The organism is Thioalkalivibrio sp. ALJ3 (assembly GCF_000377205.1).
In the GTDB taxonomy this organism is placed as follows: Bacteria; Pseudomonadota; Gammaproteobacteria; order Ectothiorhodospirales; family Ectothiorhodospiraceae; genus Thioalkalivibrio.
This window is the reverse complement of the sequence record NZ_KB897907.1, coordinates 214,858-238,436: the sequence shown is the minus strand read 5'-3', so window position 1 is coordinate 238,436 and position 23,579 is coordinate 214,858. Positions and strand designations below refer to the sequence as shown.

The window sequence follows — 23,579 nt, the reverse complement described above, 5'->3', positions numbered from 1 at the left end:
ATGACGACGGAAACGAAGCCAGCGGATGCCCGCGAGGCAGTAGTGATCGTCCCCGGTATGGGGTCGGACCATTGCGCGGGGATTGTGCGCGCGGCGCTGGAGAAGATGCCGGGCGTGGCGTCGGTGGGGACCAATATCGCCCGCCACCGGGTCACCGTGGGATACGATCCCGAGCAGGTGGACCCGCAGGGGTTGCGGGCCGCCGTGGAAGGGGCCGGCTACGATGTTGCTCAGGTCGAGGGCGCGGCGGGCGGTGCCGGTGCGGTGCGTCTGGTGGTACCCGGCATGGGTTCGGATCACTGCGCGGGGATTGTGCGCGGTGCGATCGAGAAGCTGGACGGCATCCAGGCGGTGAGCACCAACATCGGCGATCACCGTGTGACCGTGGAACCCGGTCCCGGAGGCCCCGACGCCGAGGCCCTGCGCGCCGCGGTCGAGGGGGCCGGATATGACGTGGCGGCGGTGGAGACCGAGGAGGCCGGCAGCGAGGCGGACGACGCCGAGATCGACGCCGCCTACCTGAAGCAGGCCTGGCGCCGGCTGTGGATCGCGATGATCCCGACCATCGCGATCATGGTGCTGATGATGCCGCACATGTTCTGGCAGGAGATCCCCGGCTATCTCCTGATCATCGCCGTGCTGGCCTTCCCGGTGGTGTTCATGGCGGGCGGTGCGGCGACCCACCGTTCGTCCTGGCGCGCGCTGAAAAGCGGCAGCCTCAACATGGACGTGCTGATTTCCATGGGCTCGCTGCCGCCCTATCTGATCGGGCTGATCGGCTTCGTCTATCCGATGACCTCGTTCATCGAGATGGCCGCGACCATCATGGCCTTCCACATGCTCGGGCGGTACCTGGAGTACCGCGCCAAGGGCGAAGCCTCCTCTGCGATCCGCAAGCTGCTGGATCTGGGCGCGAAGACGGCCCGGGTCGAACGTGATGGCGAAGAGGTCGAGGTGCCGGTGAAATCGCTGCAGGTGGGCGAGGTGATGATCGTGCGCCCGGGCGAAAAGGTCCCCACCGATGGCGAGGTGGTCTCTGGCGAGAGCACCGTAGACGAATCCATCGCCACCGGCGAGTCGGTACCGGTGGACAAGGGCGAGGGCGATACCGTGCTCGGCGCGACCCTGAACCAGCAGGGGCGGCTGAAGGTGCGTGCGACCCGCGTGGGGGCCGACACCTTCCTGTCGCAGGTGATCCGTCTGGTGAACGAGGCGCAGGGTTCGCGGGTGCCGGTGCAGGAGCTGGCGGACCGCATCACTGCGCGCTTCGTGCCGGCGGTGCTGGTCATCGCGCTGGCGGCGTTCGCGGCCTGGCTGGCGTTCTCCGGGGCGCTGCAGCCGATCCTGATCTGGGGCGAGGGGTTCCTGCCTTGGGTCGACTCGGAGCGGCCGCCGATCGTGCTGGCCATCCTCGCGGCCATTGCCGTGCTGGTCATTGCTTGTCCCTGTGCGCTGGGGCTGGCCACGCCCACCGCCCTGATGGTGGGCTCCGGCATGGGGGCCGAGCGCGGCGTGCTGATCCGGTCGGGCGCCGCGATCCAGACGCTGAAGGACATCCGCGTGATCGTGCTCGACAAGACCGGCACCATCACCCGCGGGCAGCCGGCACTGACCGACGTGATCGCGTCCGAGGACTTTGACGAGTCGCGCGTGCTGCGCGCGGCCGCGGCCGTGGAGGCCGGCTCCGCGCACCCGCTGGCCGAGGCCATTGTGCAGGGCGCGCGCGACCAGGAACTGGCGATCGCCGAGGTCGAACAGTTCCAGTCGCACACCGCGCGCGGGGTGGAGGCCCGCCTCGACGGAGAACGCGTTCTGGTGGGCAGCGAGCGGCTGCTGGAGGAACATGGCCTGGATCCGTCCGGCCTTCTGGAATCGCTGCGGCAGCTCGAGGATGCCGGCAAGACCGCGATGCTGGTGGCCATTGGCGATCGACCGGCCGGCATCGTCGCGGTCGCCGACACGCTCAAGGAAGAGTCACAGGCCGCCATCGAACAGTTGCATGCCCTCGGCATCCGCTGCGTGATGGTGACCGGCGACAACGAGCGCACCGCCAAGGCCGTGGCCGCGCAGGTCGGGATCGACGAGGTCCGCGCCGGCGTGCTGCCGGAGGGCAAGGTCGAGGCGATCCGCGAACTGCAGGCCGAGTACGGTGATCACGTGGCGATGGTCGGTGACGGCATCAACGATGCCCCTGCGCTGCAGCAGGCAAACGTGGGCATCGCGATCGGGGCCGGGGCGGACGTGGCCATCGAGGCCGCCGACGTCACTCTGGTGCGTGGCGAGCTGACCAAGGTCGTCGAGGCCGTGCAACTCTCGCGCATGACGTTCCGCAAGATCGTGCAGAACCTGTTCTGGGCCTGGGGCTACAACACCGCCGCGATCCCCATCGCCGCGGTCGGTCTGCTGCACCCGATGATCGGCGTGATCGCGATGACCGCCAGCTCGCTCTCGGTGATCGGCAACTCCATTCTGCTGCGCCGCAGCATGCCCAAAGGAGAACAATCATGAAACGACGTCAGTTTCTCGGGCTGGCCGCGGCGCTGCCCGTGGTCACCACGTTTGGCGGCTGGACCCTGTTCAACCATGCGGTCTCCGCCCCGCGTTTCGACAATACGCTGTTCCTGCCCGGGAGTGACGGGCCGTTTGCAGTACTGGCGCCCGATGCGCCGTTCACCTTGGTGGCCGAACAGGGGTGGTTGCCGGTGCCGGGCCGTAGCGAGACCCCATTCCTGTGGTACCGCACGCAGGTGAACGGCGCCGACTATCAGAATCCGATCCTGCTGCTGCGTACGGGTGACGAACTGGACGTGACCCTGGACAACCAGCTCGACGAGGGCACCATCATCCACTGGCACGGCCTGCATGTGCCGGGACGGGAGGACGGCCACCCGATCCATACGGTCGACCCCGGGGAGCAGTACGAATACCGCTTCAAGGTGACCAACCGCGGCGGTACCTACTGGTATCACACCCATGCCCACCACCGGACCGCGCGCCAGGCCCACCAGGGGCTGGCCAGCTTCCTGCTGGTCGGGGATGACGACAACGACGCTCTGAACGAGGCACTGGATCTGGAGCTGGGCAGCACCGATCTGCCGCTGGTGCTGCAGGACAAGCGCTTCGACCGGCTCGGGCATCTGGTGTACCGGCCGAATCCGATGCAGGGGATGATGGGGTATCTCGGGGACGAGGTGCTGGTGAACATGACACCGTCCGCCAGCCACGAGGTCGAGCGTCGCATCCATCGCCTGCGCCTGCTGAACGGATCCACCGCCCGGATCTATCGCCTCGCCCTGCGGGCCGATGGCGACGTGGTCCCGTTCCAGGTCATCGGCACGGACGCGGGTCTGCTGGAGTCGCCCCGGGAGGTGAAAGAGGCCTTCCTGTCACCGGGCGAGCGTCTGGAGGTGCTGGTCGACTTCGCGGCCTTTGCCGGGGGCGACCGGGTGGAACTGCACAGCCTCGAATTCGACCCGATGGCCGGCGGCGGCATGATGGGCCGCGGTGGCATTGGAGGAGGCATGGGCGGCGGTGGCATGGGCCGGATGATGGGCGGCGCGATGCACGACGGCGACCCGCTCGCGCTGCTCGAATTCGTCGTCCGCGAGGGCGAGGCCGTGACTGCCCGGGTGCCCGAGCGCCTGTCACGGATCGAGCCCATCGACGTCACCGATGCCAGGGAGCGGGACATCCGCCTGGACATGGCCCCGATGCAATGGCGCATCAACGGCGAGGTCTATGACCCGGACCGGGTGCCGATCGAGGTGGATGCCAATACGCAGGAGGTGTGGGTCATCCGCAATGCGGACCACAGCATGCCGCACCCAATGCATATCCATGGTTTCTCGTTCCAGGTGCTGTCGCGCTCCGGTGGCCCGGACTTCGTGCGCGAACAGGCGGTCAACGACGACGGGCTCACGGTCGCGGATCTCGGCTGGAAGGACACGGTCCTGCTGTGGCCCGGCGAGACCGTGCGCATCGCCATCGACTTCACGCACGATTACGATGGCGACCAGCTCTACGTGTTCCACTGCCACAACCTGGAGCACGAGGACAACGACATGATGGTGAACGTCCGCGTGCGTGCCTGAGGGGCACGCCTGCACGTACAGGGAGATCCATGAAGACGACACCGCGACCGGAGGCGGACCTCTACCGGGTGGCCCAGGCCGCCCTGCTGGAATCCGACCCGGAGGCCAAGTGCGAGCAGGTGCTGACGCTGATGGACGCCTGGTGGTCCGGCGCGACGGCACCGGAAGCGGCGCCACCCCCGCGGCGCCTGGAGGTGCCCGGGCGCCCCGAGCGTCCGGTGCTCGTGCATCCGCGCGAGCTGCCGCGGCGCGGGCTGCACACCACGGCCGGGCGGGTGGCCCTGGTGCATGCCGTCGCGCATATCGAGTTCAACGCGATCAACCTGGCGCTGGACGCCGTCTATCGCTTTCGCGACATGCCGGCACCCTTTGTCAGCGACTGGCTGCAGGTGGCGGCCGAGGAGGCGCGCCATTTCCAGCTGTTGCGTGCGCGGCTCAACGAGCTGGGGGCGGACTACGGCGACTTGCCGGCCCACAATGGGCTGTGGGAGGCCGCACTCGCGACCGACCACGACGTGATGATCCGTATGGCTCTGGTGCCGCGCGTGCTGGAGGCGCGCGGGCTGGACGTGACCCCGGGCATGATCGAGCGCCTGACGGCGGCGGGCGATCACGTGACCGTGGCGCTTCTCGAGATCATCCAGCGCGAGGAGGTCGCCCACGTGGCGATTGGCACGCGCTGGTTCCGCGAGCTGGCCGATGCACGCGGACTCGATCCCGAGCCGCTCTTCCTCGAGCTGCTGGCCGAGTACATGCCCGGCCGCGTACGCCCGCCCTTCGCCCACGCCGCCCGCCGCGCCGCCGGCTTCACCGATACCGAGATGGCGCAACTGGAGGCCCAGGCCATCGGCGAACCATCGCCCTAGACTCCAGTGGATCGGCTCTGTGCCGTTCTGTGGCTGGACCTGGTTCGGCATCCGGTGTTTACGATGGCTTCGTCCGGCCGCCTGCCTGCGCTGTCTCGCCAGCGCGCCGCGAGGTACTTTCTTGCTTGCCCAAGAAAGTACCCAAAGAAGGGCACCCAGATTCCGCCCGGGAACCTTGCTCCAGGGCCCTCGGGCCGGCGGCGCTGAAACTCGCTACGCTACGCTTCGCTCAGACAGTCAGCGCCTCTCTTCCGTCCCGAGGACCCTTCCGCAAGGGGCTTCATACGGGGGAGGAAGGTCAAAACAGAAGGCCTCCCCGCGCTTATGCTTGGCTCCAACGCCATAGGGTGCGGTTGAGCGCAGCAAAATGCACCGGTCCGACGTCGGGGCAACCCTGATGCGATTCGCTGCGCTCATCGGCATCCTACGATGGGGTTTGGCGCCCGCTGGCGGGCGCGGCACGCCATGGCCGAAGGCCGCGCGTGCCTAAGATGTCGGAAAACCCAGCCTCCATCTATGTGCTACGTCGCTGGGACAGCCGTTGTTTGGACCTTCACCCCCGTTGTCGTCGCGCCGAGTGGAGAGGATTTTCGCGGGAAGAGAGGCGCTGACTGTCTGAGCGGAGCGTAGCGCAGCGAGTTTCAGCGCCGCCCGCGAAAAGTCTCGGAGCGAGGGAAACCCCGGCCCGCTATGCGGGCCGGGGTCGCGGCAGTCGGGCGTGTTTCTTGGGTACTTCTTTGCACGAGCAAAGAAGTACCTCGCGGCGCGCTGGCGAGACAGCGCCTGGCAGGCGGCGGACCGAAGGCACCGTAAACACCGGATGCCGAACCAGGGCCAGCCACAACAAGGTAGGTAGTCCGACGAACCCACCATAAACACCGACGACGAACCAGGCCCAGCCGTACAACGGCGCGAAGCGCGTGGTTCAGGCGTGCAGCAGGTGCGCGGGGTAGGGCGAGCCGTCCAACTCGCGCAGGACGGGGCCGGTCGCCGCGACCTCCAGATAGCCCGGGTGCTCGTCCCAGGCCGGGAGGACGCAGCGCTGGCGGGGCTGACCGTCGACCGTCAGGTCGTGGATCGCGGGGCGGTGGGTGTGGCCATGGATCATCAGCGGGACATCGGCGTCGCGGAAGGTATCCGCCACGGCGTTCGCATTCACGTCCATGATGGCGTCGGCCTTTATCCGGCTGTTGTCACGACTGGTGGCGCGCATGGACTCGGCCTGCCGGATGCGTTCCTCCAGCGGCTGGGCCAGGAAGGCCCGCTGCCATTCGCCGCCGCGTACCTGCTGGCGAAAGGCCATGTGCTCGGTGTCGTCGGTGCACAGGGAATCGCCATGCAGCAGCACGGCGGGCCCGCAGGGCAGGGCCGCGTGCAGCGGCTCGGGCGCCAGCTGCATCCCGGCGCGCGTGGCATAGTCCGGGCCCACGAGAAAATCCCGGTTGCCATGGATGAAGACGACCGGGATATCGAGTGACTTGAGGGCGTTGGCCAGCTGTTCGGCGGCCGGGAATCCGGCGTCATCGCCGACCCAGTATTCGAACAGGTCGCCGAGGATGTACAGCGCCGAGGCACCGCGCGCCGGTCCCTCCAGGAAGGCGAGTGCGGCCTCCAGCAGGGGGCCGGGCTCGCGATCCAGATGCAGGTCGGAAATGACCAGGGCCGGCGCGCTCGAAGCCACGGGGTGGCTCAGTCCTCGACGCGTTTCACGCTTTCCATCACGACCGGCTCCTGCGGCACATCCTGGTGCATGCCGGAACGCCCGGTGGGCACGGACTCGATCTGGCGCACGACGTCCATGCCCTCGGTCACCTTGCCGAACACCGCATAACCCCAGCCCTGCGCATTCGGGGCCGTGTGGTTAAGGAAGTCGTTGTCGTTCACGTTGATGAAGAACTGCGCGGTGGCCGAGTGCGGATCCTGGGTGCGGGCCATCGAGATCGCACCGACTTCATTCTTCAGGCCATTGTCCGCCTCGTTGCGGATCGGTTCGCCGGCGGACTTCTGGCTCATGTTCTTGTCGAAGCCGCCGCCCTGGACCATGAAGCCCGGGATCACGCGGTGAAAGATCGTACCGTCGTAGAAGCCGTCATCCACGTAGGACAGGAAGTTGGCGACCGTCTCCGGGGCGGCTTCGGCGTTGAGTTCCAGCACGATGCGGCCATGGTTGGTTTCGATCGCGACCTGCGGATTGGTATCGGCCATGGGGGCTCCTGAAAGCAGTAGGGCAAGAAGGGCGGTGGCCAGCACAATGCCAAGCCGGAAACGGGATTGCTGCACGGGACTGGCCCTCCGGATGAATGTCGGGCGGCCATGGTACCCGGCAGGCGGGGTGCCTGCCAGCAACGCTGCTAGGGAGACGCTGATTGAATCGCGCGTCCGCGCTCAAGTCGCTTTTGCGTGCGAACAAGGCGCGGCGACTGCCGTGCAGTCATTCTGCACAAGGGAACCGCAACGCCGTTCCCGCGCCCGTTTTTGATCAACAACGGACGGCCGAGCCCCTGCTTTCAATGGCTTGTGGGGTTGGTGCCCCCTGTTCCCCGATCCTGCGTTGCGCCCCGAATCAATCAGCAACGGGCGGGTAGAACCACTACCCGCTGCACAACGCGCCTTGTCTCGGAAAACAGGGGGCACCAACGCGGACGTGCGATTCAATCAGCGTCTCCCTAGGGCCACGGCCAGCCCGGCTGGTGGCCCGCGAGGTGCTCCGCTACCATGCGCGCGATGACGACACCGCCGACCAAGACCCGTTTCGCGCCCAGTCCCACGGGGCTCCTCCATCTGGGCAACGTGCGCACCGCGTTGTTCAGCGCGCTGTTCGCCCGCTCGCGCGGCGGGCATTTTCTGCTGCGGATCGAGGACACCGACGCCGAGCGCTCGCGCCCGGAGTTCGTGGCCGCGCTGATGCGCGACCTGCGCTGGCTGAAGCTGGACTGGGACGAGGGCGTTGACGCCGGTGGCGATGCCGGACCGTATGCCCAGTCCGAACGTGGCGGGATCTTCGATGGGTATTACCAGCAGTTGATCGATGCCGGTCAGGCCTACCCCTGCTTCTGTTCGCCCGCCGAGCTGGAACGGGGGCGCAAGCGCATGCGCGCCCAGGGCAAGCCGCCGCGCTACCCGGGGACCTGTGCCCATCTGAGCGTGGAAGAGGCCGAGCGGCGCGCGGCCGAAGGGCAGAAACCGACCCTGCGCTTTCGTGTGCCGCTGGGCCGCACGGTCCGTTTCGAGGACGGGGTGCGCGGGCCGGTGAGCTTTCGCACCGACGAGATCGGCGATTTCGTGATCCGTCGCTCCGACGGCACACCCGCCTTCTTCTTCTCCAATGCGATCGACGATGCCCTGATGGGCGTAACCGACGTGGTGCGCGGCGAGGACCATATCGCCAACACCCCGCGCCAGATGCTGCTGCTGGAGGCGCTGGGGCTGGCGGCGCCGGCCTATCACCATCTGCCGCTGGTAATGGGGCACGACGGTGCACCGCTGTCCAAGCGCAATGGCTCGGCCAGCGTGGAGGATCTGCGTAGTGCGGGTTACTTGCCGCTCGCGATCCTTAATCACCTGGCACGCCTCGGGCATCGCTACGAGTCGGACGAGTTACTGAGTGCGCAGGAACTCGCGGCCGGGTTCAGCCCGGAGCGCATTGGTCACAGCGCCGCGCGCCACGATGCGCAGCAGCTGGAACACTGGCAGACCGAGGCCCTGCGCCAGCTGTCCGATGCCGACCTGCTGGCCTATCTCGAGGACTTCGATGTGTTCGGGCAGGTGTCAGAGGACCAGCGCCCGGCACTGGCGGGGCTGTTGCGCGACAACATCACCCGTGCCGAGGACGCCCGGATCTGGGTGGAGGCCTTTGCGACCGATCCGGCGCCGGTGAGCGAGACAGCCGCCGCCGAGCTGCAGCAGGCGGGCGCGGATTTCTACCGTGCCGCCCTGGACGCCCTGGACGAGGCCGAGGATTTCCCGGCTCTGGCAAAGGCCGTCAGCGCGGCGACGGGTGCGAAGGGACGCAAGCTGTTCATGCCGCTGCGCGCAGCGCTGTCCGGCCAGACGCATGGGCCCGAGCTGCCGCGTATCTTCGAGTATCTGGGGCGCGAGCGTGTACGTGCGCGCCTGCAGGTCGCGCTCGAACAGGCGGGCTGAAGCGCTTTTTCAGTCTCCCTCGGGCGATTTCGTCGCCGTCACCTTCAGTTCCAGTGCGCCGCGAGCCAGGCGGGCCTTCAGCGGCGCGCCGATCTCGGTGCGCGCGGCGTCGCGCAGGACCTGTCCTTCTTCCGTCTGCAGGATCGCATAGCCGCGTTCCAGGACCGCCTGGGGGCCGAGGGCGTTCAGCTGGCGCTGGGTCGCCTGCAGCCGCTGCTGGCGGATCGTCAGCGCCTGGCGCATCTGGTATTCGAGATCCCGGTGCAGGCGCGCGAGGCGTTCGCGGTGCGTGGGGATGTCGTGTGCCGGGGCGGCGCGCGCGAGACGCTGGTGCAGGTGGTCAAGGCGCATTCGCGCGGAGGCGATGCGGTTGCCGGGCGAGGCCCCGGCCAGGCGCAGGCGTAGATGCTGCAGGCGCTGGCCGGCCTGCTCGTGCCGGCGCTGCCAGGCGCGTTGCAGGCGCTCGTTCTGGTCGTCCAGGCGCTGCGCGTTGCGTTCCATCAGCTGGCGCGGGTGGCGCCGTTCGAGTCGGGTCCACAGGGCGTTCAGCGTCTGCCGGTGCTGGGAAACGCGCTGGGCCGCGAGTGTAGTCATCCGGTCGCGCGCCCGTTCGATCCGGTGGCGCAGGGTGGCGCCATCCGGGCTGACCGCCTCGGCGGCCGCGGTTGGTGTGGAGGCGCGCAGGTCGGCGACGAAGTCCGCAATGGTGGTGTCGGTCTCGTGCCCGACACCCGTCACGACCGGGATCGGCGAGGCCGCGATGGCGCGGGCCACGCTCTCCTCGTTGAACGCCTGCAGGTCCTCCAGCGAACCGCCGCCGCGCGCGAGGATGATCACGTCTACGGCGCCCTCGCGGGCGGCCTGCTCCAGGGCCGCGACGATCTGGCTGGCGGCCTGCGCGCCCTGTACCGCGGTGGGGTAGAGGGTGAAGGGCAGCAGCAGCGGGAAGCGCCGCGCCAGGGTGCGTTCGATATCGTGCCGCACATCGCCCTGGGTGGAGGTGATTACGCCGAGGCGATGGGTCCAGGCGGGGAGGGGCTTCTTCCGGCCGGGGTCGAACAGGCCCTCGGCGGCGAGCTTTTCCTTCAGGCGCTGGAAGGCCGCCAGGAGCTGGCCCTCGCCGGCCGGCTGCAGCTGCTCGACGATGATCTGGAACTGGCCGCGTGCGGCATAGATCCCGGCGCGGCCCTGGATCTGCACGGCGTCGCCATCGGCGAAGCGGGCGGCGTTGCGGGCATTGCCGCGAAAGAGCACGCAGCTCACCGAGCTGTTCTCGTCTTTCAGCGAGAAGTACTGGTGGCCGGAGGCGTACTGGCGCAGGTTGGAGACCTCTCCCTCCACGCGTACCCGGCCCAGGCCGTCGCGCAGCAGGCCGTCCGCGCACTGGTTGAGTTCGGTGACGGTCAGTACGGGGGCGTCGCTCATGAATCAGTGTTTTTCTAAGGATGTGCGTGGCAAGGGGCTACTGGCGCCGGAACACGCGGTGCAAGACATCGGTGCCGCGTCCCTGCGGATTGGCGCGCAGGCGGGCCTCCTCCTCGGCCAGCATGAAGAATAGGCCGTCCATCGCATGCTCCAAGACGTGCTCGACCGGGTCGAAGCGCACGCGTGAGAGGAAGGGGATGTCGCGCATGCGTTCCTTCAGCTCGCCGTAGGTGTCCAGGGCCTGTACCTGCTCCAGACTCTGCTGGATGGCCGGGCGCATGGCCTCGGTGATGCCGACGCGTGCGTGGTATTCGAGATGCCGGGTGGCGGCGTCGTCATCGCCGACCAGGATTTCGCGGGCGTTGTCCAGATCCAGCGCGAACACGGCCCGCACCAGCGGCTCGCGGGCCTCGGGTATGGCGGCCTCGGCGGCCCGGTTCATCCCCTCCTCAAGCTGGGTCAGCGGCGTTGCCATGCCGATGCGGTCCAGCGAGCGCCGAGCGGTCGCGAGCACCTCCGGTAGCGGGATGCGTACGTCCGGGTTGCCGAAGAAGCCGTTGCGCTGGGCCAGGGTCTCCGTGGCCGAATGAGAGGCGATGATCAAGGCCTCGTGTACTGCCTCGATGATCTCGGCCGTACTGAGATCCGAGGCGTCGGGGCGGCGGGTCAGCGAACGCAGTACCTCCGGGCTGAAGGGCCACCAACTGGCGCGGGCCACCGGTGCCGCGGTGACCGCCATCAATCCGGGCGCAAGCATCAGGGCAAGCAGGCGGCGGCGGCTCAGGCGGGGCATGAACGGGCTCGGTGGCTTGAAACGAGGATAGCCATCGTAGCAGGGCGCTGACGTTGCGTCTGCCGTGCTGCCGGTCGGGATGCACGGTGCTTGCCCGGTCTGCTTGTCGGGAGGTGGCCGGAAAATTTATACTGACCGGCTATTTATCATGCCGGGAGAAGAATCGATTCTTTCCCCGGCTGGACTGTCCTGGAGCGATGCATGCGGATACTCGGTGAAGCCCTGACCTTCGATGACGTGCTGCTGATCCCGGGGCATTCGAACGTCGTCCCCCGCGATGTCGATCTGACCACGAACATCACCCGCGAGATCCAGTTGAGCGCGCCGGTCGTCTCCGCCGCGATGGATACGGTGACCGAGGCGCGTCTGGCGATCGCCATGGCGCAGGAAGGCGGGCTCGGGATCGTGCACAAGAACATGTCGTTCGAGGCCCAGGCCGCCGAGGTCCAGCAGGTCAAGAAGTACGAGAGCGGGGTGATCAGCGAACCGATCACGATCGGCCCGAGCGCGACGATCGGCGAGGTCGTGGAGCTGACCCAGGCCAATCACATCTCCGGGGTGCCGGTGGTGGACGGCAATGACCTGGTCGGCATCGTGACGTCCCGCGACCTGCGCTTCGAGACCCGCATGGAAGCCCCGGTCACCGAGATCATGACCCCGCGCGAGCGCCTGGTGACCGTTCCCGAGGGCGCGGAAAGGGCCCACGTGCTGGAGCTGCTGCACAAGCACCGCATCGAGAAGGTGCTGGTGGTTAACGACGACTTCCAGCTGCGCGGGATGATCACCGTTAAGGACATCCAGAAGTCCACTGAACACCCGAACGCCTGCAAGGACGATCGCGGCCGACTGCGCGTGGGCGCGGCGGTTGGCGTGGGCGCCGGTACCGACGAGCGGGTGGCCGCGCTGGTCGAGGCCGGGGTGGACGTCTTGGTGGTGGATACCGCTCACGGTCACTCGCAGGGCGTGCTGGATCGCGTGGCCTGGGTGAAGAAGCACTATCCGGACGTGCAGGTGATCGGCGGCAACATCGCCACCGCCGCCGCTGCGAAGGACCTGGTGGCGGCCGGCGCCGACGGTGTGAAGGTCGGGATCGGGCCAGGGTCGATCTGCACCACCCGTATCGTGGCCGGCGTGGGCGTTCCGCAGATCACGGCGATCTCGGATGTGGCCGAGGCGCTGAAGGGCACCGGCGTGCCGATGATCGCCGACGGCGGGGTGCGCTTCTCCGGCGACCTGGCCAAGGCCATCGCCGCTGGCGCCAACTGCGTGATGCTGGGTTCGATGTTCGCCGGGACCGAGGAGGCCCCGGGCGAGGTCGAGCTCTACCAGGGACGCTCCTACAAGATCTATCGCGGCATGGGCTCCCTGGGTGCGATGCAGCAGGGCTCCTCGGATCGCTATTTCCAGGACCCCAACAGTTCGGCGGACAAGTTCGTGCCCGAGGGTATCGAGGGCCGCGTGCCGTACAAGGGCTCGATCGTCGCGATCATCTACCAGCTGATGGGTGGGCTGCGTTCGTCCATGGGTTATGTTGGCGCACATGACATCGATGAGATGCGCAGCAAGCCGCACTTCGTGCGCGTGACCGCCGCCGGCATGCGCGAGAGCCATGTGCACGACGTGGCGATCACCAAGGAAGCCCCGAATTACCGAATGGACTGACCCGGCCCCGGCCGGATCCCCGACAGCCCCCCGGCCGTCCGGCCGGGATACCGGATGACCTCATGACCCAGGATCTTCACGCCCACCGCATTCTGGTGCTGGATTTCGGCTCCCAGTACACCCAGCTGATCGCCCGTCGCGTACGCGAGGCCGGGGTCTACTCCGAGGTGCACGCCTGGGACATGCCGGCGGCGGACATTCGCGCGTTCAACGCCACCGGTATCATTCTGTCCGGCGGCCCGGAGTCGGTGAATGTTGACCACCCGCCACGCGCCGAGGATGCGGTGTTCGAGCTGGGTTCGCCGGTGCTGGGAATCTGCTACGGCATGCAGACCATGGCCGCGCAGCTGGGTGGCCGAGTCGAGCCGTCCGAACGCCGCGAGTTTGGCTATGCCCAGGTGCGCGCCCGCGGCCATACGCCGCTGTTGCGCGACATCGAGGATCACACCACACCGGAGGGCTACGGCCTGCTGGACGTGTGGATGTCGCATGGCGACCACGTGACCGAACTGCCGGAGGGCTTTCGCCTGATGGCCTCCACCGATTCCGCGCCGATCGCCGGTATGGCCGACCCGGATCGCGGCTTCTACGGCGTGCAATTCCACCCCGAGGTCACGCACACGACCCAGGGCCAGCGCATCATCGAACGTTTCCTGCACGAGATATGTGGCTGCGAGGCACTGTGGACCGCCGACAACATCATCGACGACATGGCCGCGCGGGTGCGCGAACAGGTCGGGGACGACCACGTGGTGCTGGGTCTGTCCGGTGGGGTCGACTCCTCGGTGGTGGGCGCGCTGCTGCACAAGGCGATCGGCGATCAGCTGACCTGCGTGTTCGTGGATACCGGGTTGCTGCGCGAGGGCGAGGGCGACCACGTGATGGCGACCTTCGCCCGCCATATGGGCGTGAACGTGATCCGCGTCGATGCCGAGGACCGCTTCATGCGTGCGCTCGCTGGGGTCGAGGACCCGGAGGCCAAGCGCAAGGTCATCGGCGGGCTGTTCATCGACGTGTTCGACGAGGAGGCCGCGAAACTGAACAACGTGCAGTGGCTGGCCCAGGGCACGATCTACCCGGACGTGATCGAGTCAGCCGACTCCAAGACCGGCAAGGCGCATGTGATCAAGTCGCACCACAACGTGGGCGGGCTGCCGGAGAACATGAAGCTGGGACTGGTGGAGCCGCTGCGCGAACTGTTCAAGGACGAGGTGCGCAAGATCGGCGTGGAGCTGGGCCTGCCCACCGAGATGGTCTACCGCCATCCGTTCCCTGGGCCGGGTCTGGGCGTACGCATCCTCGGGGAAGTAAAGAAGGAATACGCCGATCTGCTGCGCCGGGCCGATGCGATCTTCATCGAGGAGCTGCGCAAGGCGGATCTGTACGACAAGACCTCGCAGGCATTTGCGGTATTCCTGCCGGTGAAGTCGGTCGGGGTAATGGGCGACGGCCGGCGCTACGACTACGTGGTCGCGCTGCGCGCGGTGGAGACCATCGATTTCATGACCGCGCGCTGGGCGCACCTGCCATACGACTTCCTCGACCACGTCTCGCGCCGCATCATCAACGAGATCCCCGGCATCTCGCGCGTGACCTACGACATCTCCGGCAAGCCTCCCGCCACCATCGAGTGGGAATAGCTGCTGCGGGGTGTCTAACTCAGGCCCCGGCCAGGAACAGATAGCCCGCCGTACCGGCGATGCCCGCGGCCACGGCGGCCGCAACCCAGCCCGTCAGGGCCAGCAGGCGCCGACGGTCGCCCTGAGGGGCAGTGTTCGTTGACGCTGTGCGTTCGCTGGTAGCGGGTGTGGCCTCCAGCTCGGTGTCACGGCCGCTGCGCAGGAGATCCAGCATCGCCTCGATCTGCTGGTCGTCGAAGCCGAAGGGATCAAACCGGCGCTGCCCGAATTGCTGCAGCAGGGCGCGTACCTCGCCGGCCGCGGGTACATATTTCATCGACCATTCTCCGAAGCCGGGATGTTCCAGCTCACGTTCGCGCAGTACGGTGATCTCTTCGTGGCGCGGGTCGCGCCGGATGCGCTCCAAGGTCGCGTACACCGCTTCGGGTTCGCCCTCCAGACACTGGAAAAAGTGGCCATCGCCGTAATAGAGGGCACCGACGATACCCGCGTGCGGGTTGTTCTGACGCGATTGCAGCAAGATCCGCCCGACCTCGGGCTCGATGCCCAGGGCCTCATGCTCGTGGGGCGCGAAGGCCGCGCGGCTGACATACACCAGTTGGAGCGTCATCAGCGGAACATCCCTGGCAGGGTACTGTAAGAGAAGACCATCCGCGTGGTACTGCGTTCCGCAGGAAGCGGTGGTGCCTTGCCGCTATTCGATGATCTGGTTGACGTGTTCCAGCCCGATCGCGTCGTTTTCCCATTCCAGTTCGCGGCGAGGCGAACGCGGGGCTAGACGACGCAATGCGGCGACCCCCTCACGGTCGATGTGGGCCAGGTAGTGCCGAGTGCCGGCGTGGCTTTCGATGTTCGCGGCCTGCACGATGTCGCTGTAGCTGATGGGGGTTTCGGCCTCTGACTCGCGCTGGAGATTCTCGTGATCGGCGACCGCGCGGATGATGTCGGGCTCGAAATTCCAGTACTTCAGCATCGCGCGGCCGATCGCGACATGCGCAGCATCCGCCGCCGCCTGCAGGGCACGCGGGTCCTCGTAGATCTCCGGTGTCTTCTCCGCACGGCGCAGGATCGGGATCATGCCGATGTCGTGCACCAGGCCTGCGAGCAGGGCGGTGTCCGGGTCCAGATGGGGATGCCGGCGGGCCAGCAGGTAGCTGATGATCGCCACCTCCAGGCTGTGGTTCCACAACGCCTCCATGCGCTGCCGGATCATGTCGTTGCCGCTCTGAAACACCTCTTTCATCGACAGGGCGATGATGGTCTGGCGCGCACGTTCCATCCCCAGGCGGGTCACCGCGGAACGGATGGTTGCACAGCGACTTAGTCCCCGATAGGCGGGGCTGTTGGCATGGCGCACCAGCCGCGTGGCCAGCGCCGTATCACGAGAGATCAGGTTCACCAGATCGGCGATGGAACTGGAATCGTCCTGCACGATGAACAGCGCCTGCACGGAGATGTCCGGCAGCGTCGGGATATCGATCTGCTGACGTTCCAGATCCGAGCGCAGGCGCTCGAGGAATTTTTCCACTTCCGCGCGGGTAGCCAAGGGTTGTCCCTGTGGGCTGGGAGATCAGGCGCGATTATGCCACAGGGTGCCCCTGACGCCGATCGGACGGGTGTCCCTGGTTGACGGGTTTCCGACCGCCGCCGATGATGGAGAAAGAACCCGACAGGAGGTCGTGATGCGCCGCTTTGTGCTGGATACCAGCGTGTTCACCAACCCGCATGTGGCGGGTCAGTTCGGTGCGGACCCGGAAGACATCCTGAGGACCTTTTTGCATTTGGCGCGGGACTGCCCGGCCGAGTTCTACATGCCGCTGTCGGTGTACGAGGAGTTTCGGGGCATGCGCGATCTCGAGGCCCTGGCTCCGGATTTCGAGACCGTGGTCTGGGTACGTTCTCCCCGCCGCTTCGCGCTGACGCTGCCGAGCGACATCCTCTACGAATTCATCGACGAGGTGCGCACGCGCATCGACCGCGGGCTCCGCATTGCCGAGGAGCACACCCGCCAGGCGGGTGCGGCCGACTCACTCCGACCGGAACTCATCACCCAGCTGCGCGAACGATTTCGCGAGGCCATGCGTAAGGGGCTGGTAGATTCGCGCGAGGATGTCGACGCCGTCCTGCTGGCCATGGAGCTGGATGCAGAACTCGCCAGCGCCGATGAGGGCATGCGCAAGCTGGGCAATCGCATGGGGATCAAGCTCGTCACGGCCGACTACCTGCGCCGGGTGATGGAGAACCTTTCGGACATGGAGCGCCCCGGCGCTTGACTCGGCGCCCGGGTCAGTCGTACTGGCGGTCACCGGCCAGGGCGGAGGCCAGTGTACCGGTGATGCGGTCGAACTGGCGCTCGAATTCCAGTACCCAGTATCCATCCTCCTGTCGCGGCGAATCGTCGGCAAAGCTCACGTGACGCCCGCCCGTGGTGCGCATGTGCTTCATGAAATGCAATGCGTTGGTATGTTCGCGAAAGCGGCAGCGATAGCGATGGCCGACATGCCCCTGTCGACGGTGCTGCGCGACCGCGCCATAGAGTCCTGACAAAAACGCCTGTCCCAGTGTCTGTTCGAGATCGGCATGATGCTGGTTCGGGTGCTCGGACAGGAAAATCGCCAGGCGTGTCAGGCGGTTGGTGAAGTATTCGGGCGGCAGATCCAGCAGCTGTTCTGCGCACACCCGGATATCGGAGACACAGGAACTCCCGGTGACATACTTGGCCCGGTGCTGCCCGTCCGCAGTCTTCAGCACCAGTCCCTCGGCACCTTCTTCGTCCAGTTGTTGAATCAACCGTCCGAGTGGCTTGGTGTCGCGTGGGGTGAACTGCCCGTGCAGCGGAGCCGGGGGCAGGGCGTGGTGCTCGATCAGGGAGAATTTCTCTGGCTGGGAAACGAAACCGGGTTGACCCAGGCGCATCAGATCGAACACGAACAAGCCCACATCGTGGGCGACCCGGGGTGTGGAGCCCTCCAGGTAGGGTGTATCCGGCCCGGCGATCTCCGCGCACAGGATCAGGTCGGGTTCGGCATCGAAGATCGCCGGGTCCATGAAATCCGTCACCCGGTCGCTGCTGAATGCGCAGACGTAGCCACCGCGGCTGAAGGCATAGACGCGTCCCTGCCAGCGCAGGATGCGCACGTTGAAGCCATCGATCTTTTCTTCTGCCCAGAACGGCTGCTCGAACTGGCGGGGAAGTCCGGCCTCCAGAGACTGAATGCGCCCGATCGACGGGTACCCGGGCACCACCGAGCCATCCGGCAGCACCACGGACCCGCGGGGGTAGTGATTTACCGGCTCCAGCAATCGGGCGTATTCCAGCCCGTCAAAGGTCAGAGCCTCGGCGCGGCGATTTGCGATGGCATCCTGCAGTGTTTCCTGCTCGATCATGCGTCCTCTTCCGTCAGGGCCTTCCGCAGGCCCCGTATCTGAGCCCTCAGGGCCTCGGTATGGCGACGCGCCTTGGCTGCCTGGGTGACCAGGCGCCGCGCCATGCTGATGATCCGCAGCTGGCGTTCCATCTCGGCCATGCTCAGCGAGCCAAAGGTTCCTTCGCGTAGCAGGGCGGCCTTCAGTTCGGCGTAGGTGGTTTCCACCGTGTCCACAGCCTCGGCGGCGGCCAGGTCATGGCCGTTGTCGCCATCGTCCGCCTCCAGGTTGCACAGGTCCAGGGCGCGGATCGCCTGTTCCTGCCAGGCGCGGCGTTGTTCGGTCACGATCGGGCGCTCCTCGCCACTGGACTGGCGGCGCAGATCGGCGATGTCGTCGGCCAGTATGGCGACCTCACGGTGGTAGCGGGCGATGCGTACGGCCTCGGCGATGCCGTGTCCGACCTGTTCCGGCATCGGGTGGTTGGCTGTGTTTGCCGCGAAGTCGGCGATGGCCTGGGTCAGCTGCTCTGCGGCCAGGCGCCGGCGGTCGAGGATGCCGGCCGCCGGCGGCGCGGTCTGCAGGGCTTCGCGTGCCATCGAGTGGCCGATGTCGGCCAGGCGTTCGGTCTCCTGGATCAGCGACTGCAGGGCAAGATCCGGTACCCCGGAACTGCTGCGGTCCAGATACTGGGGCCGGGCGATGTCTTCCTCGATGGTGCGAAAGCGAGTCTGCAGCCAGCGGATCATCGGCGGAGCGACCGGGACCATCAGCGCCACGCCCAGCAGGTTGAACGCAGTGTGGAACAGCGCCAGCAGCACCGCCGGGGCCGGGGCCTCGCCGGTGCTGCCCCAGATCCAGGCGATCGCGGCCAGGAACCAGGGCAGGATCAGCAGGGCGACGATTGCGGTCAGGCCGTTGAAGATCACATGGGCCGCGGCGACGCGCTTGGCGTTCGGGGTCGCACCGATCACCACCAGCAGCGCTTTGACCGTGGTGCCGAGGTTGGCGCCGATCACGGCGGCGGCCGCCGCCTCCAGCGGTACCGCGCCGCTCATCGCGGCGGTCAGGGCCATGGCCATGGAGGCCGAGGAGCTCTGCATCAGCACCGTCAGTAGCGCGCCGATCCCGACCATGATGACCAGCCCGAGGAAGCCGGGGCGGGCCAGCGCGCCCAGGTCGAAGGTGGCACTGAGCCCCTCGAAGGCCTCGCGCAGTACGTCGATGCCGAAGAACAGCAGGCCGAAGCCGGCCAGGGCCAGGCCCAGATAGCGCGGCCGCGCGGCCTTCATGAACAGGTAGAGCAGGGCGCCGATGCCGATCGCCGGCAGGGCGAAGGCCTCGATGCGGATGTTGAAGCCGATCAGCGCGACCAGCCAGCCGGTCATGGTGGTGCCGACGTTGGAGCCGAAGATCACCCAGACCGACTGTCCGAGCGTCAGCAGGCCGGCGTTGGCGAAGCCGATGGTGGCAACGGTGACCGCGCTGGAGGACTGCACCAGCGCGGTCACGCCCATGCCCGAGGCGAGGGCGCGCGGCCGGGTACGGGTCCACTGCCCGAGGATGTGCTGCAACGCCTTGCCGCCAGCGGTCTTCAGGCCGTCGGTCAGCAGGGTCATGCCGAGCAGGAACAGCCCGAGACCGCCGAGGAAGCCGGCGATCAGGGCGTAGGTGCTGACGGCTTCGGCCTCCGGCATCGCGGTTGTGGGGGTGCGGCGTTACAGGGTGATGGTCTCGCCGAAGGCCGGCACATGCGCCTCGGCCCCCAGCTCGTCGCGCAGGCCGGCAGCCAGGGCCTCGCGCGCCTCTGGCTCGCCGTGGACCAGATGGAACACCGGCTGGTCCTGAAAGCCGCGCGCCCAGTCGAGCAGCTGGCTGCGCCCGGCGTGGGCGGAAAAGCCGCCCAGGGTGTGGATCTTGGAGTTCACCGCGACCTCGTCGCCCAACAGCTTGACCCGTTCGGCGCCATCCACCAGACGCCGACCGAGCGTACCGGAGGCCTGGAAGCCGACGATCACCAGATGGGCCTCGCGTCGCCACAGGTTGTACTTCATGTGGTGACGGATGCGCCCGCCATTGCACATGCCGGAACCGGCGATGATGATCGCGCCGCCGGTGATGCGGTTGATCGACATGGACTCTTCCACCGAGCGGCAGACCTGCAGCCCGGGCAGGTAGGCCGCTGGATTCCCATTTGCGGCTTCATGCAGGCGGTCCATGTCCTCCGGGTCCAGCGTCCGCCGCAGGCGGGTGTACAGCTCGGTGACCTTGATCGCCATCGGGCTGTCGAGAAAGACCTTCTGCTGCGGCAGGCGCCCGGCGTGGTGCAGCATGCTCAGGTGGTAGAGGATCTCCTGGGTGCGGCCGACCGCGAAGGCCGGGATCAGCACGTTGCCGCCGCTCTCGTCGGCCTCGGCCAGTACCTGCGCGAACTCCTCGACCGTTTCTTCCATCGGGCGGTGGTCGCGGTCGCCGTAGGTGCTCTCCAGCAGCACGTGGTCGGCGTGTTCCGGGCGCGCGGGCTCGTGCATCAGTACGGCGTCGTCATTGCCGAGATCGCCCGAGAACACCAAGTGACGGTCGCGCCCGCCGGAGGGCACGATCAGATCCACGATCGCGGAACCGAGGATGTGCCCGGCATCGCGGAAGGTCAGGCCGATTCCGCCCGCGATCTTGCGCGCCTGGCCGTAGGGCACGGCCTCGCACAGCCCGAGGGTGGTGGCGACATCATCGATGTCGTAGACCGGCTCCAGCAGCGGCTTGTCCGCCCGCCGGCGCCACTTGTTCTCCCACTCGATGTCCTTGCTCGTCACGAACGCGGCATCCTCGAGCATGATCTCGAGCAACTCCTCGGTGCCCGGCGTGCAGTAGATCGGACCGCGGTAGCCGTCGCGCACCAGCTTTGGCAGCAGCCCCGAGTGGTCGAGGTGGCCGTGCGAGAGCACCACCGCGTCGAGGCTTTCCGCCAGTTCGGCGAGCGGGGCGCGGTTCGCCTCGTCCGCATCGCTGTTGCCCTGATACATGCCGCATTCCAGCAGGATGCGGGCGTCGTCGGTCTCGAGGAGATAACGCGATCCGGTGACCTCGCCGGTCGCCCCCTGAAAGGTCAGTTGTGCCATGAGGAGAAGTGTACGCGGGACGCGGGTGCAATGGGCAACCAATGGGTCCGGACTTGATCCCGATCAATCTGGCCCCCGGATTGTTGGGGTTAAGGAGACGCTGATTGAATCGCGCGTCCGCGCTCGAGTCGCTTTTGCGTGCGCACAAGGCGCGGTGACCGCCGTGCAGTCACTCTGCACAAGGGAGCCGCAACGCCGTTCCCGCGCAAAAGCGGCCGAGCCCCTTGGGGTTGGTACCCCAGGTTCCCCGATCCTGCGTTGCGCCGCTTGCAGGTAGAACCACTACCCGCTGCACGACGCGCCTTGTCTCGGAAAACAGGGGGCACCAACGCGGACGCGCGATTCAATCAGCGTCTCCTTGACGGCTTGACCCGCCCCCGGCCGCGGGCGAGCCTGTAACCGGGTCATGGAGGAGGATGCGGGCCATGCGGTTGAGCAGTCCGGCCTTTGCCGATGGAGAACGGATGCCGATCGAGGTCTCGGCGCGGGATGCCAACGAGCTGCCGCAGCTGGAGATTGGCGAGGTGCCGGCGGGTACGCGCAGCCTCGCGCTGATCCTGGAGGACCTGGACTCGCCGCTGGGGGAGGTCACCCACTGGCTGGTCTGGAACCTGCCACCGGATACGCATTGCGTGGATGCCCTGCACCTGCCCTGTGAGGGGCGCGTGGGGATGGATGCCTTCGGCAAGGTCGGCTATCTCGGCCCGGTGCCGCCGGAGGGCTGTCATCACTACCGCTTCCGCCTGTTGGCGCTGGATGCCGAGCTGGATCTGGAGGCGAGGGCGACCCGCAGCCAGTTCGATGCCTCGGCCGAGGGGCACGTACTGGACGAGGCGGATCTCACCGGGGCGCTGTGCTCCGCGGACGAGGACGCGGATGCCGATGATCCGGCCTGATTCCGCCCGCAGGGAGGCCGCGGCATGAACCACTACCGACCGGAGGCCTTCTTCGCCACGGTGAACCCGACGGTGTTCACCGCCTCCGCGATCATGGTGGTGGTGTTCGTCGCCTTCGGGGTGATCTTCCCGTCCACGGCCAGCGAGGTGTTCGCCTCTATCCACGGCTTCATCACCGAGTATCTCGGCTGGGGCTACCTGCTGGTGGTGACCTTCTTCCTCGGCTTTCTGATCTGGCTGGGCTTCAGCCGTTACGGCGCGATCCGGCTGGGGCAGCCGGACGACCGGCCGGAGTTCGGCTTTGCCGCCTGGTTCGCGATGCTGTTCTCCGCCGGTATGGGGATTGGCCTCGTGTTCTGGAGCGTGGCCGAGCCGATCCTGCACTACCAGCATCCGCCGACCGGCGATGGCGAGACCGACGCAGCCGCGCGCCAGGCGATGGTCTACACCTTCTTCCACTGGGGGCTGCACGCCTGGGCGGTGTACGTGGTGCTGGGGCTGTCCGTGGCCTATTTCAGCTTCCGTCACCGCCTGCCGCTGACCATCCGCTCGATCTTCTACCCGCTGCTGGGGGACCGCATCTACGGCCCGATCGGGCATGTGATCGACATCCTCGCGGTGTTCGGCACCCTGTTCGGGCTGGCCACCTCGCTGGGGTTCGGGGCGATGCAGCTCAATACCGGGCTCAACGTGCTGGTCGACATGCCGGTCTCGCACTGGTGGCAGGTGGGCATCATCACCGCGATTACCGCGGTGGCGGTGCTGTCGGTGATCTCCGGGCTGGATCGCGGGCTGAAGTGGGTCAGCGTGTTCAACCTGGTGCTGGCGGTCAGTTTCATGCTGTTCGTGCTGATCGCCGGGCCCACATTATTCATCCTGCGCTTCTTCCTCGACTCCACCGGCGGCTATCTGCAGCAGATCATCCAGCTCAGCCTGCACACCGACGCCATCGGCGGCTCGCAGTGGCAGAAGGACTGGACCATGTTCTACTGGGCGTGGTGGATCGCCTGGTCACCGTTCGTCGGCATCTTCATCGCGCGCATCTCGCGCGGGCGCACCATCCGCGAGTTCATCGTCGGCGTGCTCGCGCTGCCCAGCCTGTTCGTGTTCGCCTGGATGGCGATCTTCGGCGGCACCGCATTGCACATGGAGCTGTTCGACGACGGCGCGGGCATCGCCGCGGCGGTCGCCGAGGACACCACCGTGGCCCTGTACGCAACCCTTGCCCAGCTGCCCTGGACCACGATCGCCTCCAGTGTGGCAACCCTGCTGATCGCGACCTACTTCATCACCTCGTCGGCCTCCGGCACCTATGTAGTGGATGCGCTGATCTCGCGCGGCTCGAAGCACTCGCCGAAGCGCCAGCGGGTGATCTGGGGGATTACCGAGGGGGCGGTGGCCGCCACCCTGCTGATCGTCGGCGGCGAGCGCGCGCTGGACAGCCTGCAGACCGGTTCCCTGACCGCCGGGCTGCCCGTGGCGATCATCCTGGTCTTCTGCTGCTTCAGCCTGCTGCGCGCGTTGAGCCGCGAATACCGGGTCGAGGGCGTGGACCCGCCCTGGCGCTGATCCGGGTGA

General features: G+C 67.2%; 18 protein-coding genes. 9 read left to right on the top strand and 9 right to left on the bottom strand.

From position 1 onward, the window contains the following. Genes C935_RS0107630 through C935_RS0107620 form a run of 3 tightly spaced genes read left to right on the top strand, consistent with a single transcriptional unit; the run spans position 1 to position 4,957 of the window. Complete coding sequence (locus C935_RS0107630) at positions 1-2,508, top strand: heavy metal translocating P-type ATPase (RefSeq protein WP_018861923.1); 2,508 nt, start codon at positions 1-3, stop codon at positions 2,506-2,508. Further along, complete coding sequence (locus tag C935_RS0107625) at positions 2,505-4,091, top strand: multicopper oxidase family protein (protein ID WP_018861922.1); 1,587 nt, start codon at positions 2,505-2,507, stop codon at positions 4,089-4,091. Before C935_RS0107630 ends, C935_RS0107625 begins: the two co-directional genes overlap by 4 nt. A 29-nt stretch (positions 4,092-4,120) precedes the next feature. After that, a complete protein-coding gene (locus tag C935_RS0107620; RefSeq protein WP_018861921.1) occupies positions 4,121-4,957 on the top strand; it encodes a ferritin-like domain-containing protein in 837 nt (278 codons plus the stop codon). 925 nt (positions 4,958-5,882) lie between these two features. Here the strand turns inward: C935_RS0107620 and C935_RS0107615 are convergent. Both C935_RS0107615 and C935_RS0107610 read right to left on the bottom strand, forming a co-directional pair. Next, entirely contained in the window at positions 5,883-6,638 is a 756-nt protein-coding gene (locus tag C935_RS0107615; RefSeq protein WP_018861920.1) for a UDP-2,3-diacylglucosamine diphosphatase, read from the bottom strand. Positions 6,639-6,646: 8 nt separating this feature from the next. Then, positions 6,647-7,162 (bottom strand): peptidylprolyl isomerase, encoded by a 516-nt coding sequence (locus C935_RS0107610; RefSeq protein ID WP_018861919.1) that lies wholly within the window; start codon positions 7,160-7,162, stop codon positions 6,647-6,649. Positions 7,163-7,672: 510 nt separating this feature from the next. On the opposite strand from C935_RS0107610, the gene gltX reads away from it, so the two are divergent. Continuing rightward, entirely contained in the window at positions 7,673-9,100 is a 1,428-nt protein-coding gene (gene gltX, locus C935_RS0107605; RefSeq protein ID WP_018861918.1) for a glutamate--tRNA ligase, read from the top strand. A gap of 9 nt (positions 9,101-9,109) precedes the next feature. On the opposite strand, the gene xseA is transcribed toward gltX, so the two are convergent. Together xseA and C935_RS0107595 are read right to left on the bottom strand one after the other, a co-directional pair. Beyond that, a complete protein-coding gene (gene xseA, locus C935_RS0107600) occupies positions 9,110-10,525 on the bottom strand; it encodes an exodeoxyribonuclease VII large subunit (protein WP_018861917.1) in 1,416 nt (471 codons plus the stop codon). 37 nt (positions 10,526-10,562) lie between these two features. Then, positions 10,563-11,318, bottom strand: a complete 756-nt coding sequence (locus tag C935_RS0107595; protein WP_018861916.1) for a DUF4197 domain-containing protein — start codon at positions 11,316-11,318, stop codon at positions 10,563-10,565. Positions 11,319-11,519: 201 nt separating this feature from the next. Here C935_RS0107595 and guaB point away from each other — a divergent pair, with 201 nt between their 5' ends. Together guaB and guaA are read left to right on the top strand one after the other, a co-directional pair. Further along, a complete protein-coding gene (guaB, locus tag C935_RS0107590) occupies positions 11,520-12,980 on the top strand; it encodes an IMP dehydrogenase (RefSeq protein ID WP_018861915.1) in 1,461 nt (486 codons plus the stop codon). Positions 12,981-13,042: 62 nt separating this feature from the next. Further along, the gene (gene guaA / locus C935_RS0107585; RefSeq protein ID WP_018861914.1) at positions 13,043-14,620 is read left to right on the top strand and encodes a glutamine-hydrolyzing GMP synthase; all 1,578 of its coding nucleotides are present in this window, start codon (positions 13,043-13,045) and stop codon (positions 14,618-14,620) included. 19 nt (positions 14,621-14,639) lie between these two features. Here the strand turns inward: guaA and C935_RS0107580 are convergent, their stop codons facing one another. Next, entirely contained in the window at positions 14,640-15,230 is a 591-nt protein-coding gene (locus C935_RS0107580) for a BLUF domain-containing protein (protein WP_018861913.1), read from the bottom strand. Between the two features lie 84 nt (positions 15,231-15,314). Then, the gene (locus C935_RS0107575) at positions 15,315-16,166 is read right to left on the bottom strand and encodes an HDOD domain-containing protein (protein ID WP_018861912.1); all 852 of its coding nucleotides are present in this window, start codon (positions 16,164-16,166) and stop codon (positions 15,315-15,317) included. A gap of 136 nt (positions 16,167-16,302) precedes the next feature. Here C935_RS0107575 and C935_RS0107570 point away from each other — a divergent pair, with 136 nt between their 5' ends. Further along, positions 16,303-16,893: an RNA ligase partner protein gene (locus C935_RS0107570; protein ID WP_018861911.1), complete on the top strand. Its 591-nt coding sequence runs from the start codon at positions 16,303-16,305 to the stop codon at positions 16,891-16,893. 13 nt (positions 16,894-16,906) lie between these two features. Here C935_RS0107570 and C935_RS0107565 read toward each other — a convergent pair whose 3' ends face one another. Genes C935_RS0107565 through C935_RS0107555 form a run of 3 tightly spaced genes read right to left on the bottom strand, consistent with a single transcriptional unit; the run spans position 16,907 to position 21,105 of the window. Next, a complete protein-coding gene (locus C935_RS0107565; RefSeq protein ID WP_018861910.1) occupies positions 16,907-18,007 on the bottom strand; it encodes an RNA ligase in 1,101 nt (366 codons plus the stop codon). After that, entirely contained in the window at positions 18,004-19,683 is a 1,680-nt protein-coding gene (locus tag C935_RS0107560; protein ID WP_018861909.1) for a Na/Pi cotransporter family protein, read from the bottom strand. The genes C935_RS0107565 and C935_RS0107560 overlap by 4 nt, the downstream gene beginning before the upstream one ends. 21 nt (positions 19,684-19,704) lie before the next feature. Beyond that, positions 19,705-21,105, bottom strand: a complete 1,401-nt coding sequence (locus C935_RS0107555) for an MBL fold metallo-hydrolase RNA specificity domain-containing protein (protein WP_018861908.1) — start codon at positions 21,103-21,105, stop codon at positions 19,705-19,707. Positions 21,106-21,569: 464 nt separating this feature from the next. Here C935_RS0107555 and C935_RS0107550 point away from each other — a divergent pair, with 464 nt between their 5' ends. Both C935_RS0107550 and C935_RS0107545 read left to right on the top strand, forming a co-directional pair. Beyond that, complete coding sequence (locus tag C935_RS0107550) at positions 21,570-22,001, top strand: YbhB/YbcL family Raf kinase inhibitor-like protein (RefSeq protein WP_026278717.1); 432 nt, start codon at positions 21,570-21,572, stop codon at positions 21,999-22,001. Between the two features lie 24 nt (positions 22,002-22,025). Further along, positions 22,026-23,570 carry a BCCT family transporter gene (locus C935_RS0107545; protein WP_018861906.1) on the top strand — a complete coding sequence of 515 codons (1,545 nt, stop codon included), beginning with the start codon at positions 22,026-22,028 and terminating at the stop codon, positions 23,568-23,570. The last annotated feature ends 9 nt before the right edge of the window (positions 23,571-23,579 follow it).